The 16530-nt window shown below is 45.2% G+C and carries 16 protein-coding genes; 7 read left to right on the top strand and 9 right to left on the bottom strand.

The window, feature by feature from the left end; genetic code table 11:
* Window positions 1–327: 327 nt before the first annotated feature.
* The 3 genes from NDJ01_RS10610 (at window position 328) to NDJ01_RS10600 (ending at window position 3858) form a co-directional block, all read left to right on the top strand.
* A complete protein-coding gene (locus tag NDJ01_RS10610) occupies window positions 328–918 on the top strand; it encodes a TetR/AcrR family transcriptional regulator (protein ID WP_006743255.1) in 591 nt (196 codons plus the stop codon).
* Window positions 919–931: 13 nt separating this feature from the next.
* Window positions 932–2806: an MFS transporter gene (locus tag NDJ01_RS10605; RefSeq protein WP_046874204.1), complete on the top strand. Its 1875-nt coding sequence runs from the start codon at window positions 932–934 to the stop codon at window positions 2804–2806.
* Between the two features lie 116 nt (window positions 2807–2922).
* Window positions 2923–3858, top strand: a complete 936-nt coding sequence (locus tag NDJ01_RS10600; RefSeq protein ID WP_258586678.1) for a YeiH family protein — start codon at window positions 2923–2925, stop codon at window positions 3856–3858.
* On the opposite strand, the gene NDJ01_RS10595 is transcribed toward NDJ01_RS10600, so the two are convergent.
* The 7 genes from NDJ01_RS10595 to NDJ01_RS10565 form a co-directional block, all read right to left on the bottom strand.
* Window positions 3848–4036: a hypothetical protein gene (locus NDJ01_RS10595; protein WP_012842016.1), complete on the bottom strand. Its 189-nt coding sequence runs from the start codon at window positions 4034–4036 to the stop codon at window positions 3848–3850. The genes NDJ01_RS10600 and NDJ01_RS10595 overlap by 11 nt on opposite strands.
* A gap of 100 nt (window positions 4037–4136) precedes the next feature.
* Window positions 4137–5564 carry an o-succinylbenzoate--CoA ligase gene (menE, locus tag NDJ01_RS10590; RefSeq protein ID WP_258586677.1) on the bottom strand — a complete coding sequence of 476 codons (1428 nt, stop codon included), beginning with the start codon at window positions 5562–5564 and terminating at the stop codon, window positions 4137–4139.
* Window positions 5549–6538 (bottom strand): o-succinylbenzoate synthase, encoded by a 990-nt coding sequence (menC, locus tag NDJ01_RS10585; protein ID WP_258586676.1) that lies wholly within the window; start codon window positions 6536–6538, stop codon window positions 5549–5551. The genes menE and menC overlap by 16 nt, the downstream gene beginning before the upstream one ends.
* A gap of 126 nt (window positions 6539–6664) precedes the next feature.
* Complete coding sequence (gene menB / locus NDJ01_RS10580) at window positions 6665–7531, bottom strand: 1,4-dihydroxy-2-naphthoyl-CoA synthase (RefSeq protein WP_012842018.1); 867 nt, start codon at window positions 7529–7531, stop codon at window positions 6665–6667.
* Window positions 7524–8351: a 2-succinyl-6-hydroxy-2,4-cyclohexadiene-1-carboxylate synthase gene (gene menH / locus NDJ01_RS10575; RefSeq protein WP_258586675.1), complete on the bottom strand. Its 828-nt coding sequence runs from the start codon at window positions 8349–8351 to the stop codon at window positions 7524–7526. The genes menB and menH overlap by 8 nt, the downstream gene beginning before the upstream one ends.
* Entirely contained in the window at window positions 8338–10056 is a 1719-nt protein-coding gene (gene menD, locus NDJ01_RS10570) for a 2-succinyl-5-enolpyruvyl-6-hydroxy-3-cyclohexene-1-carboxylic-acid synthase (RefSeq protein ID WP_258586674.1), read from the bottom strand. Before menD ends, menH begins: the two co-directional genes overlap by 14 nt.
* A complete protein-coding gene (locus NDJ01_RS10565) occupies window positions 10053–11360 on the bottom strand; it encodes an isochorismate synthase MenF (protein WP_258586673.1) in 1308 nt (435 codons plus the stop codon). The genes menD and NDJ01_RS10565 overlap by 4 nt, the downstream gene beginning before the upstream one ends.
* Before the next feature lie 217 nt (window positions 11361–11577).
* Between NDJ01_RS10565 and NDJ01_RS10560 the strand changes: the two genes are divergently transcribed.
* The 3 genes from NDJ01_RS10560 (at window position 11578) to NDJ01_RS10550 (ending at window position 14805) form a co-directional block, all read left to right on the top strand.
* Window positions 11578–12792 (top strand): pyridoxal phosphate-dependent aminotransferase, encoded by a 1215-nt coding sequence (locus tag NDJ01_RS10560; protein WP_005390543.1) that lies wholly within the window; start codon window positions 11578–11580, stop codon window positions 12790–12792.
* A 90-nt stretch (window positions 12793–12882) separates the two neighbouring features.
* Window positions 12883–13467 carry a 5'-deoxynucleotidase gene (gene yfbR, locus NDJ01_RS10555; RefSeq protein ID WP_258586870.1) on the top strand — a complete coding sequence of 195 codons (585 nt, stop codon included), beginning with the start codon at window positions 12883–12885 and terminating at the stop codon, window positions 13465–13467.
* 15 nt (window positions 13468–13482) lie between these two features.
* Window positions 13483–14805, top strand: a complete 1323-nt coding sequence (locus NDJ01_RS10550; protein WP_258586672.1) for an anti-phage deoxyguanosine triphosphatase — start codon at window positions 13483–13485, stop codon at window positions 14803–14805.
* A gap of 6 nt (window positions 14806–14811) precedes the next feature.
* Here NDJ01_RS10550 and NDJ01_RS10545 read toward each other — a convergent pair whose 3' ends face one another.
* Window positions 14812–15426, bottom strand: a complete 615-nt coding sequence (locus NDJ01_RS10545) for a tRNA-uridine aminocarboxypropyltransferase (RefSeq protein WP_145474305.1) — start codon at window positions 15424–15426, stop codon at window positions 14812–14814.
* 3 nt (window positions 15427–15429) lie between these two features.
* Between NDJ01_RS10545 and rrtA the strand changes: the two genes are divergently transcribed.
* Window positions 15430–15981 (top strand): rhombosortase, encoded by a 552-nt coding sequence (rrtA, locus tag NDJ01_RS10540; RefSeq protein WP_047009480.1) that lies wholly within the window; start codon window positions 15430–15432, stop codon window positions 15979–15981.
* Between the two features lie 98 nt (window positions 15982–16079).
* Here rrtA and NDJ01_RS10535 read toward each other — a convergent pair whose 3' ends face one another.
* Window positions 16080–16364 carry a ComEA family DNA-binding protein gene (locus NDJ01_RS10535; protein ID WP_031780151.1) on the bottom strand — a complete coding sequence of 95 codons (285 nt, stop codon included), beginning with the start codon at window positions 16362–16364 and terminating at the stop codon, window positions 16080–16082.
* Between the last annotated feature and the right edge of the window lie 166 nt (window positions 16365–16530).

Genomic DNA, 16530 nt, shown 5'->3' with positions numbered 1-16530 from the left:
CGATTGTTTCAAACAGTAGCACGCCAAAGATGATTGTTACGTCATCATACTCTGTATGCCTGTTGATGAAAACAGCTTACAGAAGCTGACATGTATCAGAATATTGCCAAAGATACAGACTGCTCTCGGTTAACTTCGAGATACTTGGTTCGTTTGGAAATGCTTGGAATGAACTCACTGCTACTTAGGGATGTTTTACTTGAATTAGAATCAGTGACACAGCTCAGAATCCTGCACCTTGACGTCACTTGAGTATATTGCCTTGTTGACGGTTAATAGGTAGCTGACTATCATATTGAACGATGTTCAATAAAGCAGTTTGAGAGTATGGCGCGCAGAAACGATCACACCAGAGAAGAGTTAGTGAATTTGACGTTAACAACAGTCAAAAACTTTTTAGATGAGAATTCTTACCACGAACTCAGTCTTCGTAAAATCGCTAACATGATTGGTTACGTGCCAAGCACATTAGTCAACATTTTTGGCAACTATAACCTGTTACTTTTACACGTAGTCGCGCAAACTTTAGACGAACTCTCCCAAGAAGCACTGAAGGCGACCAATAGCAGTAAAGACGCTCATCAAGCTCTATTTGAACTGGCTTATTGCTACCACGATTTCGCTCAAAAGCACCCTTACCGTTGGCAGTTAGTGTTCGAGCACAACATGAATGGTGCAGAACTTCCAGAATGGCATGCCAAACGTATCGACGGGATGACAGGAATGCTGGAGTCACTATTGGCTCAAATCGCACCACATCGTACCGAGTCCGAAGTGATTCAAGCAAGTCGAGTGCTTTGGTCTGGCGTACACGGTATTACTTTACTCAGTGTTGATGATAAATTTTTCTCTAGTGAACCCATTGATGGTAAAGAATTAATCAGTAACCTGCTTTCTAACTACCTCACAAACTGGTAACAAAGGATTATTCATGTCGTCCGACAGACAGCCGTCCTTACTTACGCAAAGAAAGTTCCTACCCTATTTCATCACTCAGTTTTTTGGCGCTTTCAACGACAATATTTTTAAAAACGTTTTGCTGCTGTTTGTCGCCTTCGCGGGATCCAGCGCACTACCTATTTCGAGCAACTTGTTCATCAATTTAGCGGCTGGCTTGTTCATTCTACCGTTCTTTCTATTCTCCGCTTCAGCTGGCGTATTAGCCGATAAATATGAAAAATCATGGTTTATTCGCAAGGTAAAGCTGTTTGAAATCGCCATCATGCTTTTGGGCGCCATTGGTTTTATAACCGAAAGTTATGGTGTGCTTTTGCTGCTACTGTTCTTAATGGGCACACAGTCAGCATTCTTTGGACCGGTTAAATATGCCCTTTTGCCCCAAAAATTAAACGCGAAAGAGTTAGTGCCAGGCAACGCCCTTGTTGAAGCTGGTACCTTTATCGCCATCCTTATTGGTACCCTAGGTGCTGGAATTATCGCCTCAGCAGACAACGCAAAATACCTTGCCGCATTTTGTGTCGTACTCTTTGCATTGTTGGGATATTTGTCGAGCCGATCAATACCCTTTGCAGCCGCCAGCGCACCTAATCTTTCTTTTCGTTGGCAACCGTACAAACAAACTAAACACACGCTATCCATCGCAAAATCAGATCGTGTTGTTTTTCAATGTATTATGGCGATAAGCTGGTTCTGGTTTTTAGGCGCCGCCTATCTAACCCAGTTCCCGAATTTCACCAAGATTTACTTAAATGGCACCGAGAGTGCGGTGTCTTTCTTGCTTGCTCTGTTTTCCATTGGTATCGCGCTAGGGTCGCTACTTTGCAATTGGATCTCGAATCATCGTATCGAAGTCGGTATTGTGCCTATTGGCGCACTTGGCATTACGGTATTTGGGTACTTGATGGCAACCTCCATTCCAAGTGACCTACCTATCTTCCATAACTTTGTAGACTTCTTTAGATATGAGCCTTTTTGGCCATTATTTTTCTACCTATTGATGATTGGTGCTTCGGGTGGGTTATTTATCGTGCCGCTTTACGCATTAATGCAACATAGAGCAAAGGAAACCGAACGTGCACAAGTCATCGCAGGGCTCAACATCTTTAACTCTCTGTTTATGGTCGGCAGCGCTGTCTTAGGTATTGTGTGCCTGAGTGTAATCAAGATGACAATTCCTCAGTTGTTTGCACTGTTAGCCATTTTGAATTTCTTGGTCGCCGCTTACATTTTTTTGCAAATACCGATATTCGTTGTCCGTTTTGTGGTTTGGATGCTAACTCATACTATTTATCGAGTGAAACATAAAAACCTACATAACTTGCCAGAACAAGGCGGTGCGTTGATCGTATGTAATCACGTGAGCTATATGGACGCCTTGTTACTTAGCGCTGTATGCCCAAGGTTGATTCGTTTTGTGATGGAGGAAGATTACGCCAACCTACCTCCACTAAGACGCTTTTTACGCAGAACTGGGGTAATTCCGATTTCAGCGAGTAACAGAAACTCCATCAGGCGTGCATTTAATGATGTAGAAACCGCATTAAGCGAAGGACATATCGTCTGTATTTTCCCAGAGGGGAAATTAACCTCAGACGGTGAAATGAATGAATTCATGCGTGGCATTGATATTATTCTGCGTCGCAGCCCAGTACCTGTCATACCCGTGGCACTCAAAGGCTTATGGGGAAGCTATTTCAGCCGCGCGAAAGGCCGCGCATGTTGTGGCTTACCGACTCGATTTTGGTCAAAGCTAGAAATTGAGGCCGGACAGCCGGTTCCACCAAATGAAGCAACGGCAAAAACGATGTTCGATAGAGTGCATCAACTTAGAGGCGACTGGCGATAAAAATACATTTGAACACATGTTTAGAATAACTGAACATGTGTTCAAATCATTAAGACAAACTGACCACACTCAGTGCGATATACTCGCGCTTTCATTCACAACAGCGAATAAAAACCTTGAATAGAAACTACCTCTTGTTTGGATTGGCGTTACTCTTTTGCTTAACCCCTTTTGTCTCCTCTCCTATTGCCCTAGTTATTGGTTTTCTACTCGCAAGTTTTGGTTTTGTGCCTTCAGAACTGCCCATTGCTTCTTTTACTAAAAAGCTGTTGTCCTACTCGATTATTGGTTTAGGCTTTGGCATCAACTTTGAGCAAGCACTCTCTGTTACATCGGATGGTATCGGTCTGATTATCGCCACGATTACGGGCACACTGATCATAGGCACTATCATTGCCAGAATAATTAAGTTGGAGCGAGCAACCGCATACTTAATCTCGTCAGGTACAGCAATTTGTGGTGGTAGTGCAATTGCCGCGGTGGCACCAGCGATTAAAGCAAAAGACGAACAGATTGGATTAGCACTGGCAACGGTATTTGTCCTAAACTCCATCGCACTATTCGTGTTTCCTGTGGTTGGGCATGCTTTAGGGCTAGATCAACACACATTTGGTACATGGGCCGCGATTGCTATTCATGACACTTCTTCTGTTGTTGGGGCTGCCTCAGCGTACGGTGAAGAAGCACTAACTACAGCAACAACGTTAAAACTCGCACGAGCTTTGTGGATCATCCCTGTTGCACTGATCAGTGCCGTGATCTTTTCGAGAGACCAGAAAGAGAATGGAACGAAAAAGTTAGTTATTCCTTATTTCATTTTTTGGTACTGTGCAGCCATCGCGTTTAGCGACTTCTTCCCTCAATTTGAAATGGTCTATCACGGTATTTTCGTTGGAGCGAAACAAGCTTTGGTGGTGTGTCTGTTCCTGATTGGTTGCAGCATTTCAATTTCGAAGCTGAGGTCTGCTGGCGCTAAGCCACTGTTGTTTGGTGTAACTCTGTGGGTGTTAATTTCAACCACTTCTCTAATTTGGTTATTGTTTAGATATTAGTGGTCTTCTCATCGTGTTGAGATGACGACGGCTCAAGTTTGCTGTTTTTGTATGTAACAACCAATGCGATAGCGATCAAAAAGGCCGTCAGCTCTGCAAGAGAGCGGGCGAGCCCTTCACTGCTTATTGCAATACCAATTTGTAGTGCTACCGCCGTAATTAATACTAGCTTTACCATCCTGAACCTTATGCCTTTTCTCTCTTCGAAGAAGCATAATTATGATTCAGAGTTATAAGGATACGAAATTCCCTTTCTGACTAATACATAGCAAAATTGACTAATGCTGAATTGATGGCAATAGCCACTCCTTCACTGCCTTCCGAGAAACTTTGATCCCACTTTCTAGTAGCACTTGTGGCATTAAATGGTATTCCACTGGCCATTTAAACTTCTCTAATTTGGATTGCAAATGCAGGTCATATTCCGCTTTGCTGCGCAAATCATTGGTCTGAATCACAGCAACAGGGCGATGACCAAATTCCGCATCTTCGACTGGAACCACTATGCTCTGCACCACGCCATAAATTTGGTTCAATGCTGCCTCAATCTCTTCACAATGAATGTTCTCACCACCAGAGATAAATTGATTATCGGCACGGCCGATGACCTTTAACTCGTCACCTTGCCACTCACCGAGATCCTTGCTATCGAACCAGCCTTTCTCATCCAGAAACGGAGTAACATGACCTTGATGAAAATACCCTGCCGCTAATGTTTTACCACCGACAAAAATGCGTTGGTCAACCAACTTTATCTTACGATGATTCAATACATGTCCAGCATTACTGGTACTGTCAATTCTCTTTGCAGTAACGGTAGAGGCTGCTTCCGTCATCCCATAACCTAACCACGCCTCAATCCCTCGTCCTGTTGCTCGCAACGCCAACTCGTGAGCAACGTGGCTGCCGCCCAATAGAACATGCGTCAATGACAAGTGAGCATCATCATCCAATAGCCGTTTGAGCTGCGTTGCAACCAAAGAGGCGTGTGACACGCCCTGAATATCTTCGACAAGTTTTCCTGTACCGATTTTCAATGTCGCTCCGACATATAGCCAACGATATACAATCGCCAATCCAGAGACGTGATAAAGCGGAAGCGACAATAACCAAGAATCTTGCTGAGTGAAAATGAACTCTTGCAGCAAGCCTTCTGCGGATGCAAGGTGTTGTCGATGTGTATGAACCACAGCTTTAGGCTCTCCTGTCGAGCCAGAGGTAAATACCACTGAAGCGAGCCTGTCATGGTGATAGGCATCTTCAATCACCGCATCACGCTCTTGTTGTGAAACTAAGGGCGGTGAAAGCAATGTTGCCTTGAGTTTTTGTATATCATGTTCAGAAAAGGTCGAAGCGCACTCCTGAGCAAACCAGATAAACCGAGTTTGTTCAGGTTTATAAAGGGTCGCAAGTTTACTCTGTAGCGTATCGAGTGGTTGTACCATGGTCAGCGCGGCAAGTGCGCCTAACTGCTTGGAAGCAAGATAAAACAGCAGAGTTTCGACTTGGTTTTTACCTACCAAAGTCAGCACATCTCCCCGCGTTACGCCCAAGTCATTCAAATAGTGAGCGTATTGGTCAATACGTACTGAGAGTTGTTGCCAGTTTAATGTTTCTGTTGGTGTCTTGAGTGCAATAGAAAAAGGGCTCGTTTGAGCCCAATATTTCCACGGTGCCTTCGCAACATTGTCTATGCAGAATGCCACACAATCTCCTGATCTTTAAGAGGAAGAACGGGAAGTTCACACTTAGGCCAGCCTTGCTCTAACTGAGCTTTGAATAGGCCAATCGTATCCAAACCTAGAACTTCATCAGGCAGCTGCCATTGGGCAAAGCGCGCTAATTGCGTTAAACCGAGACTGGATTCAATGCTCGAGCTAATAACCGCTTTCATCCCCAGTGACTTCGCCTTCTCTATCAGTGTAATACAAAAATCCACCGAACCAATGAGTGTGGGTTTGATGATGATCGTTTTCACACCAGTTAGATCTTCAAGACGGAAATCCTCTCGACGAACCGCATCTTGCAACGTTTCATCCCAAGCAATCGCAATACCAGTATTGATAGCAAAAGAGAGACTATCGCCAGGAGAGCGGCACGGCTCTTCCAAAAAGGTAATGCGCTGACGCAGAGACGGAGTAATGTATTTAGCAAACTGTTGCGCTTTTTCTGGTGTCCAAGCGCGGTTTGCATCAAGTCGAAGCGTTAATTGAGGGATAGATTCAAGGAAAAGATTCACAAGCATGCCATCGCGAATTGGCTCATAAAGCCCGACTTTTACTTTCGCGACTTTCTCGCCTTCCATTTCGTTCAGCTTTGGAATGAGCTCGTCTGGGTCACCAGTACACAGCGGCGCTGTTTGATACTTACCTTGTTGGGGTAAGCCACCAGCTAACTCTAACTGTGCCATCGATAAACCAAACGCGACCGATGGATACATGTTGGCGTAATCCACATCCAATCCTGCTACCCAACGCTCCGCTTGTTCTTGTAGCTGAATACCAGCATCTTCGGTGTTCTCTAAACTAAAACCAGGAAGAGGAGCGACTTCTCCAAGCCCTATTTGGTCACCTTCAGAAAGCACAACAACATAACCAACACGTTCTGTTAGCTTATTGTCTCGCAGGATGACACCACTATCCATGGGCAAGCTATAACGATAAATTTTCGCTTCACGCATAATTCGAGTCCTATGTAATGCCGTATATTTGAGCGTTCTGGCGAGCAATCCCACCAGCCTCCCAGAGGGCGAGGCGCTCAGGAAAAATGGAACAGAGGAGCTAAAACACTCCTCTTTTTATACGGATTATGGGTTACGAGGGAATTTGTCGAAGTCTGGGCGACGTTTCTCGTTGAATGCGTTACGACCTTCTTGTCCTTCATCGGTCATGTAGAACATCATCGTTGCGTTACCCGCAAGCTCTTGAAGACCTGCTTGACCATCACAGTCCGCATTCAATGCAGCTTTCAGGCAGCGTAGCGCCATTGGACTATGCTGAAGAACTTCACGACACCAACGAACGGTTTCTTTCTCTAGCTCTTCTAGCGGCACAACCGTGTTGACCAAGCCCATGTCTAACGCTTCTTGCGCGTTATAGAAACGACATAGGAACCAGATTTCGCGAGCTTTCTTCTGGCCTACGATACGAGCCATGTAAGACGCGCCCCAACCACCATCAAATGAACCCACTTTAGGGCCCGTTTGACCAAACTGCGCGTTGTCTGCTGCAATTGTTAGATCACACATCATGTGCAGTACATGACCACCGCCAACAGCCCAACCCGCAACTGAAGCAATAACAGGTTTTGGACAAGTACGGATATCACGTTGGAAATCCAATACATTTAGGTGATGCGTACCTTGGTCATCTTTGTAACCGCCGTAGTCGCCACGAATCTTCTGGTCACCACCAGAACAGAATGCGTCTTCACCTAGACCTGTCAGAATGATCACGCCAACACCAGAGTCGTAACGCGCATCTGCCAACGCATCAATCATCTCTTTTACTGTTTGAGGGCGGAATGCATTACGCACTTGTGGGCGTGCAATGGTAATTTTCGCGATACCATCTTCAGATTTATGGTAGTGAATATCCTCGTATTTCTCGCTGCAATCTTTCCATTGAACCGGAGCGTAAAGTTCTTCTTCAGAAATGCCTACTGTTTTAGCCATGGTGATTCCCATTGTTCTCGTTACTCTCACCAAAGTGAGATTGAATTATTTGCTTAATATGCATCGCAAATTGTTGGGGCTGCTCTTGATGAACGTTATGTCCTGCGCCTTCAACTTGTCGATACGCCAACCCGCTACGTTGTGCCAGTTGGCTAAATTTTTGGTCTTTCGCGCCACACAAGTAATACATCGGTATATTCTGCTTTTTCAGTGTGGGCAACAAATACGCCTGCTTGGCTAACGATGTTGCCATCAGCATGCTCGCGACCGCCGAGCCAAGATTATCACTTCGCTTCGCAATTAATGTTTGTCTTTGCTCATGGTTTAGTGAAGAAAACACCGCTTGCTGATACCAATCGTTCAAAACACGTTCAAGTGGTTCAGTTTTGAAACGCTTTGCCCAGCGAGCATCATTCTCCAATCTCACCTGTTTCTCTGGCTCAGTTTGAAGCCCGAAGTTTCCCCCTTCAACAATTGCGCCCACAATATTGAGATCTGAGAAGCATTGATTGGCAATACCATGCATCGCAATACGACCGCCCATCGAGTAACCAATCAAAATAAGTGGTTGTTGTGATGGAAATAATAAAGATAGTGTGGAATTAAGAAGTTTGCAGCAATCATCGAGATCGCTGCACTTTGTAAACTGACTGCAACCATGACCAGGAAGGTCTATAACGACTCGTTCAAACTGAGTCAGCTCATCCAAACAAGCTTGCCAATCAGCACCACTTCCTAAAAAGCCATGCAAAAACACCAGAGTGGGAAGGTCGCCACTTTGGTGTTTTTCAGTTGAAGAGAGACGCTCAGAGTGAAGCATGCAGGCTCTTATTAAATGCCTTTATCAACTCTGCGGCTTGGCTTGGTGGGGTTTGAACTTCCACCAGCAGTGTGCCTTGACCGCTCGACAGGTGCTCGGCAACCATTGCTTGATACATTTCTAACGTAGTTGGCTTCTCATACTTTAAACCAAACTGTTTGGCTGCATGTTCAAACTGATAACCGTGGGGCATTTGGTAGTACGCAGTGCGATGCTCCTGAGGCACCGGTAACATATCGAAAATTGCGCCACCATCATTGTTTGTGACCACAAGTACCGTCGGCAATTTATTGTGAGAAAACAGCGCTAGTGAATTGAGATCATACAGTGCTGATGTGTCACCAATATACATCAGTAACGGATTACCTCTTGCTCGCTGCACACCTGATGCGGTAGCAAACAAACCGTCAATTCCTGACGCGCCTCGGTTAGTGAACACTTCTACATCATCAAGTTTGCCGTACATATCGACAAGTCGAACAAACAAACTGTTACCCAAAAAGACATCAGCGTTTTTAGTGCGCTCGTTGATGTCTGCTGCCAACGCAATTTCGTCAATGGCAGAAGCTGAATCAGATAGGAAAGCGTCTTCGATACGTTGATGAACTCGCTTAACTCCATTCGCTAACCTATCAGCCCAACCAGCAAATATTGGCTTCTCAAAGCTAATGCGAGAAACCCAAGTTTGAGGAAACTCAACCCAGTGCATTTGCGCCAGATGATTTTGGTTATTACGGTCCATACGCGGCGAGATATACCAGTATTGAACGTCTTTATTTTGTTGATTTCGCGAAACTTGTTTATCAATCCACTGGTTCAAACGTTTGGAGATGATTCGGCTACCAAATTGGATAATAAGTTCACAAGACTCAAGCTCGTTTACGAACTCGAGAAGTTGAAGCCATACATCGTAATGCACCCAATCCGAACTGAGACCACTTTGCGGGTCTGCAAGTACTGGCCATCCCATCTTTTGTGCAAATGCCTGCGCCGACCGCGCTTGTTCAAGCGGTAAGCTGCCAATCACAACCAAGCCTTTTTTATCCGCACAAGACGGAATTTGCGCCTGTGATAAGTGGCTAAAACGCTGGGTATAACTACCACTTCCTTTTCGCCATCCGGCTACCGAGTCTAAGTAGGTTTGATAATCCGCTTTTGCACCGTTGGAATACAAAGGCTCTGGAAATGCACAGTTAATATGAACAGCACTGCCTTGCAGTTGCTGAGTAAACATCACTTCGTCAACAGAGGTCAGCAACCAATTAAGCGATGTTGTTAAAGTTGGGCTTGGTAAATTCAAGCTGGCCGAGACATGATGTGAAAAAATACCCAACTGGTTAATCGCTTGGTTTGCGCCACAGCCAACGAGCTCCACCGGACGATCCGCAGTGAGCAGCACCAGCTTTTCACCAGTAAGCCTAGCCTCCGCAACGGCTGGTAATAAATTCGCCACTGCCGTACCAGAAGTAACGATGATTGCCACTGGCTCTTGAGTAGCTTTCGCTAAACCAAGAGCCATAAAGCCGAGACCACGCTCATCAAAGTGAGTATGAATAGAAAAATTGGACTGTTCTGCCGCCTCTAAAGTTAAAGGAGTAGAACGAGAGCCAGGAGCGATACAAACATGCTTAACGCCAAATCGCTGAAGCTCAATCAATATGGTTTCTGACCAAATTCGATTGAGCACCGCTTGGTCATGATTCATGATGCGACTCCCAACGGAGGGTGATCAGAAATCAGCGTAAGTAACGTCGACATTTTCTTATCAAGTTCCGCCCACTCATGCTCTGCCACAGAGCCTGGCACAATACCTGCGCCCGCAAACAGTTGTACTTGGTCACCGAGCACAAGAGCGCTTCTGATCGCGACACAAAACTCTGCTCGTTCATGGCTTATGTACCCCATTGACCCCGCGTACCAGCCGCGTGCAAAGGGCTCATTATCAAGAATAAACTGCATGGATTCTTGTCGAGGTAAGCCAGCAACCGCCGCCGTCGGCTGAAGCGCCGATAACAACTGAACACCGTTTATGCCCGTCTTTAGGCTCGCGTGAATATTTCGCTTGAGGTGTTGCACTTTTCGTAGCCTAACCAAACTTGCCTCGGCCTCCACTTCAACCGCTTCGGAATGCGGTGATAGGCGATCAATAATGTCATCAACCACATATTGGTTTTCGTTGAGGTTCTTTTCATCTTGGGATAACCAATTCGCCAACTCCATATCGTGAGTGGCATTGTCCCCTCGACCAATCGTGCCTGCTAACGCTTCGGTATGAAGTTCGTGCCCTACGCGAGAATACAAACGTTCTGGCGTAGAGCCCATAAAGCTGTGTTTGCTGTCTAAGCTCAGCATGAAATGGAAGCTATGATGGTTATTTAAGTAACTCGCTTTCAGCAACTGTGCAGCACTTAATGTGTTATCAAGCTGCACGGTAGAGCGACGCGCCAATACTACTTTCTTAAAATCATCATTCTTTATACCAGTCAGAACTTTATGAACTAACTCATTCCATTGAGGCTGACTTGGCATATGAACAATAGAGCGGATGTGAGAAGAAATCGGAGCTAAGGTCACGACCTCACAAACCAGTTTATTCAGTCCTGCTAGGGTTCGCGCTTTGTCTTCTGAAATATTAACAGCAAGAGACCATTGTTGGTCAAAACGAATTAACTCAATTTGAGGCAAAAAGAAGAAAGAAGGCATACAGCGACGATTCTTCTCATGCTGGCCGTCAAAAGAGCGTCCGCCCCAGACTCGTTGCCCTTCACCTAGAATGGTATAAGCAGGGCCTGGCTCAACAAAAGCGTGTAATTGCCCTAGTGCAACGACCTCTTCACGAGTATCGCGGGACTGCCAGTAGAATTTAGGGAAAAGTGGTTGTGCATCAAGCCAATCAATAAATGAGAAATTAGGTTTCTCGCTCAGGGGCTCGACCAGACGTGTTTGATTGCCTTCCGCTTGCTGAACTCGCTCGATAATTCTCTTTACGGCTTGATGGAACTGTGACAAATCAACCTCGTAGTATGTGAGGATAAATGGTAACTGACGGCTACTCTAAGTTTAGACCCAAAGCAAATCAAGGTCGTATGCGATCTTTTGCAAAATCCTGTGATAGCAAACGAGCAAAACTTAACCAGCAAACAGATAATTTACAGATATATATTCTAATAAAAAACAAATTATTGTATTTTAATAAAGAAATTAACGAATTTTTAGGAATTGTACAATGCAAAATATCGGGATGTCGTCAAAACTCGATAATGTCTGCTACGACATTAGGGGTCCTGTACTCAAACATGCTAAGCGCATGGAGGAAGAAGGGCATAAAATCCTAAAGCTAAACATTGGTAACCCTGCCCCATTTGGTTTTGACGCCCCTGATGAGATTTTAGTCGACGTGATTCGTAATCTGCCGACTTCTCAAGGCTATTGTGATTCCAAAGGCATTTACTCTGCTCGTAAAGCCGTGGTCCAACACTATCAACGTAAAGGTATCCGCTCGCTAGATGTCGAAGATGTGTATGTGGGTAACGGCGTGTCTGAGCTGATCGTGATGGCCATGCAAGCGCTATTAAACAATGGCGACGAAATGCTGATCCCAGCACCTGATTACCCGTTGTGGACAGCTTCAGTTGCACTATCAGGCGGTAAGCCGGTTCATTACCTATGTGATGAAGGTGCAGACTGGTACCCTGACCTTGAAGACATCAAAAAGAAAATCACACCGAAGACACGTGGCATTGTTCTGATCAACCCGAACAACCCGACAGGTGCGGTATACAGCCGTGACTTCCTACTTGAAGTGATTGAGATAGCACGCCAGCACAAACTGATCATTTTCGCAGATGAGATCTACGACAAAGTATTGTACGACGGTGCAACACATACCTCAGTCGCAACACTCACTGAAGACGTGCTAGTCATGACATTCAATGGCCTTTCAAAAGCCTACCGTGTTTGCGGTTTCCGTGGTGGCTGGATGTTCCTAACGGGGCCTAAACATCTGGCTCAAGGGTACGTGAATGGCTTGGAGCTGCTTTCATCGATGCGTTTATGTGCAAACGTACCAATGCAACATGCGATTCAAACCGCGTTAGGTGGATACCAAAGTATTAATGAACTGATTTTACCTGGCGGACGCTTATTAGAGCAGCGCAACCGAGCGTATGAACTGATCAATCAGATTCCTGGTGTTTCTTGTGTCAAACCTAAGGGTGCGATGTACCTCTTCCCGAAAATCGACACAAAAATGTACAACATCAAGAACGATCAGCAGATGGTTTTAGATTTCTTAAAACAAGAGAAGGTCTTACTGGTGCAAGGTTCCGGCTTCAACTGGCCGAAACCAGACCATTTCCGCATCGTGACACTGCCGCACGTTGAAGATCTAGAAATCGCCATTGGACGTTTTGAGCGATTCCTATCAACCTACAGCCAGTAATGAATCACTGGTAGTAATTAGTGCTGATCTCTCATATGCTTAGAGGAACTCCTAGTGAGTTCCTTTTTTACACCAGAAACGGAGAAAGCCATGAAAGAAAGCCATTTTTTCGCCCACCTGGCTCGAATGAAGCTGATCCAACGCTGGCCTTTAATGCGGTCCGTCTCACCAGAAAACGTTTCAGAGCATAGCTTACAAGTTGCTTTTGTCGCTCATGCCCTTGCCCTGATTAAAAACAAAAAGTTCGGCGGTAACCTTAATCCAGAACGCATCGCGATTCTTGCCATGTACCATGACTCCAGTGAAGTATTAACGGGTGATCTTCCAACCCCAGTGAAGTATTACAACCCTGAAATTGCCAAAGAATATAAGAAGATAGAATCGGCAGCGGAACAAAAATTACTCTCAATGTTACCGGAAGAGTTCCAAGATGATTTTGCCCCCTACCTTCTTTCCAACTCTGCACACGAAGAGGACGCAAAAATCGTCAAGCAAGCCGACTCCATCTGTGCCTATTTAAAATGTCTCGAAGAACTAAGCGCTGGCAACCATGAGTTCGCTCTGGCAAAAAAACGCTTAGACGTCACTTTGCAAGAACGCAGAACGCCTGAAATGGATTACTTCCTCAATACCTTTGCCCCAAGTTTCGAATTATCGTTAGATGAAATCAGTTAGCTTACGGAGATAATCGTGTCGTTTGAATTACACCCGCAATGGCAAGAGCGCCATGATGATGAGCATAAAATACGTCGTGACGACCATCGAAGCCCGTACCAAAGAGACCGAGCGCGCATTCTTCACTCGGCTGCATTTCGACGCTTACAAGCAAAAACCCAAGTACACGGCAATAGCTTGGAAGACTTTCACCGCAGTCGGTTAACACACTCCTTAGAAGCGTCGCAACTCGGGACCGGTATCGTCGCCCAGTTAAAGAAAAAACAACCAGAGTTCCGTGATCTATTGCCATCAGACAGCTTAATTGATTCATTATGTTTGGCGCACGACATCGGGCATCCTCCATACGGTCATGGGGGAGAAGTCGCTCTAAACTACGTAATGCGCGAACATGGCGGTTTCGAGGGAAACGCCCAAACCTTTCGTATCGTCACTAAGTTAGAGCCTTATACTGAGCATTTCGGAATGAATTTATCACGCCGCACACTGCTTGGTTTGATCAAGTACCCTGCCCTTATTAGTCAAACACGCTCCGTCAAGTTGCCTCAACCAGCCGAGCATCAACGCAAACTAAAAGCCAAAGATTGGAGCCCAGCGAAGGGCATTTATGATTGTGATAAAGACTTATTTGATTGGGTAATTGCGCCGCTTTCTGACAACGACAAGGCATTGCTTAGCTTAATGCGCTCAAAACCAGAATCGGAGTTTGAACACAGTAAAACGCGTTTTAAATCACTCGATTGCTCAATCATGGAGCTAGCGGACGATATCGCCTACGGAGTTCATGATTTAGAAGATGCAATCGTACTTGGTATGGTGACACGTCAGCAATGGCAAGAAGGCGCAGCAAGTCAATTAGCGGACTGTGGCGACCCGTGGTTTGAAGCACATATCGATTCCATCGGACAGATGCTATTTAGTGGTAAGCATCATGAACGGAAAGATGCCATCGGTGGTATGGTTAACGCCCTCCTGACCAGCATTTCAATCAAGGCGGTGGATGAGCCTTTCAATAATCCATTACTGTCTTGGAATGCGTGTTTAGAGCCACAAATGGCACGTGCACTTGACGTACTCAAGCACTTTGTCAGCACCTTCGTTATCCAAGTCCCGCAGGTCCAGATCGTTGAATATAAGGGTCAGCAAATTATTATGGACATTTTTGAAGCGTTAACAGCGGACCCAGAGCGCTTGCTGCCCGTTCATACAAAAGATCTGTGGTGTCAGGCGAAGAGCGAGAGCAATAAGATGAGAGTCATCGCCGATTACATTTCTGCAATGACCGATGGTCATGCGCAAAAGCTTCACCGTCAGCTATTCTCTTCCATCGTTCTTTAGTCACACTCAACCTTTCAAGTAATTCTTTTCAAATACGCCCGGCGGCATCTGGGCGATTTGGAATTCGATCATCTTTTCAAAGGCATGCATAAGCGGTGTAAAGTCTCTCTCGGGTTCAAGCAAACGAAGCGAATGATAACCCGCCTCGACTGTCGATAAGCTATTCTCAGAGGGCGCCTTACGAATGGTGTAATGCCCTTGCAATTGCTTCGGTAATTGCACGGTTGGGAGTGGATGTAAATTGCTAGAAAGCTGCCACATTTTGTACGCTTTTTTCCACGTCCCATCGAGCAAAACCAAACGTATTTTCTTAGATACACTACGGCTCGCTTGATTGATTTCAGAGATGCATCGTGACTGTTCCGATGGGTAAAGAACAAAATGTTGATATGATTCATCCGCCAACAAGTGATTTAAGACATCATCACCAGAAAAGTCCTCTCCTATCAGACAAATACAGTTATCTAAACTCAAATTGAGAATCCGTGCCGTACCAAGCGGACGATGTTCTTCACTCGTGTGCTGAAGAATGATAAGTTCTACCTCGCTTGCCAACGGTACAATCCATTGGCAAATACACGCTTTTTGCGACTTTCCACAACGAGAACAATAACGAGACATAGAGTGAACCTTTATACCTTGCTGAGTATTATCAGCGTGATCTGTTTGATACTTCAATTCGAACCAATGGCAAGCCTAACCGAGTGGCACAGCTACAATATACGCCATGGCGAATGGTGGCGAATCGTAACAGGAAATCTCACACATACCAACTTTGCGCACTTAGGTATGAACCTGGCAGGATTGTGGATCATTACTTTTATTTTTCGTCCAAGCACTCGCAACTTCCTTATCGTTTTCTCACTCTTGTGTGCATTTGTTGGCGCAATGAATTTGTTTACCAATATGTCGGTGTACGTGGGATTATCTGGCGTACTACACGGTCTATTTGGATTCTGGGCACTCAGAGAAGTCTTTGAAAGCAGAAGAAGCAGCCTGTTGTTGGTCGGAGGGCTTATTGCCAAAGTAGCATGGGAGCAGATCTATGGTCCATCCAGCAGCACTGCTGCGCTTATCGGCGCAAACGTTGCTATTGATGCTCATTTATTTGGTGCGTTCGGTGGGTTAACAATGGCTCTAATGGAAAAAGGTTTTCGCCGTCGTTTATTCGGATAAAAAATCCCGAACCACGAAAGAGGGGTTGGTTCGGGAAAGCAGTAATAGGGAAACAGATATTGTTCTGAATTCAGACTCAATATCTGAAATACATCAAGCTACAGTAAAATGCGGTCTTCGTTTTTCTTAACTGTCGCTTCACCAATGCCTTTTACGCTCTTCAAATCTGCTGCCGTTTTAAAAGGGCCATGCTCCTCGCGGTAGTCCACGATACTCTGCGCTTTCTTCTCACCTATACCTTTCAACATGGTCGCTATTTCTTCAGCAGAGGCCGTGTTGATATTTACGGTAATTTCAATTCCTTCATATTTGTCAGTGGCTGAATCCGCAGCCATGCTAAAAGGCGCAAAAACAAATAAGCACAATGTCAAAATCCATTTCATATTGAACATACAATCTCCAAAATAGTAGGCTAAAACCAGTCATCGGGAGCAAGTAAGTACCAAGTTTGTTAAAAGCAACGTGATTATGCATTTAACAAACTTAGATGACCCGATATTCGCAATGACTGGTATCACTTAAACGCGCACTAATTTAAGTAATGCTTAT

The organism is Vibrio sp. HS-50-1 (genome assembly GCF_024747315.1).
Lineage (GTDB): Bacteria > Pseudomonadota > Gammaproteobacteria > Enterobacterales > Vibrionaceae > Vibrio > Vibrio diabolicus.
The sequence above is the reverse complement of the archived record's forward strand: the minus strand, read 5'-3'. Positions and strand labels throughout refer to the sequence as shown.

Bases quoted from the DNA above. Each gene is read 5' to 3' on its own strand.
- NDJ01_RS10610 (WP_006743255.1), top strand. From the start codon at position 328: ATGGCGCGCAGAAACGATCACACCAGAGAAGAGTTAGTGAATTTGACG.
- NDJ01_RS10605 (WP_046874204.1), top strand. From the start codon at position 932: ATGTCGTCCGACAGACAGCCGTCCTTACTTACGCAAAGAAAGTTCCTA.
- NDJ01_RS10595 (WP_012842016.1), bottom strand. From the start codon at position 4,036: ATGGTAAAGCTAGTATTAATTACGGCGGTAGCACTACAAATTGGTATT.
- menC (WP_258586676.1), bottom strand. From the start codon at position 6,538: ATGCGTGAAGCGAAAATTTATCGTTATAGCTTGCCCATGGATAGTGGT.
- menB (WP_012842018.1), bottom strand. From the start codon at position 7,531: ATGGCTAAAACAGTAGGCATTTCTGAAGAAGAACTTTACGCTCCGGTT.
- menH (WP_258586675.1), bottom strand. From the start codon at position 8,351: ATGCTTCACTCTGAGCGTCTCTCTTCAACTGAAAAACACCAAAGTGGC.
- menD (WP_258586674.1), bottom strand. From the start codon at position 10,056: ATGAATCATGACCAAGCGGTGCTCAATCGAATTTGGTCAGAAACCATA.
- NDJ01_RS10560 (WP_005390543.1), top strand. From the start codon at position 11,578: ATGCAAAATATCGGGATGTCGTCAAAACTCGATAATGTCTGCTACGAC.
- yfbR (WP_258586870.1), top strand. From the start codon at position 12,883: ATGAAAGAAAGCCATTTTTTCGCCCACCTGGCTCGAATGAAGCTGATC.
- NDJ01_RS10545 (WP_145474305.1), bottom strand. From the start codon at position 15,426: ATGTCTCGTTATTGTTCTCGTTGTGGAAAGTCGCAAAAAGCGTGTATT.
- NDJ01_RS10535 (WP_031780151.1), bottom strand. From the start codon at position 16,364: ATGAAATGGATTTTGACATTGTGCTTATTTGTTTTTGCGCCTTTTAGC.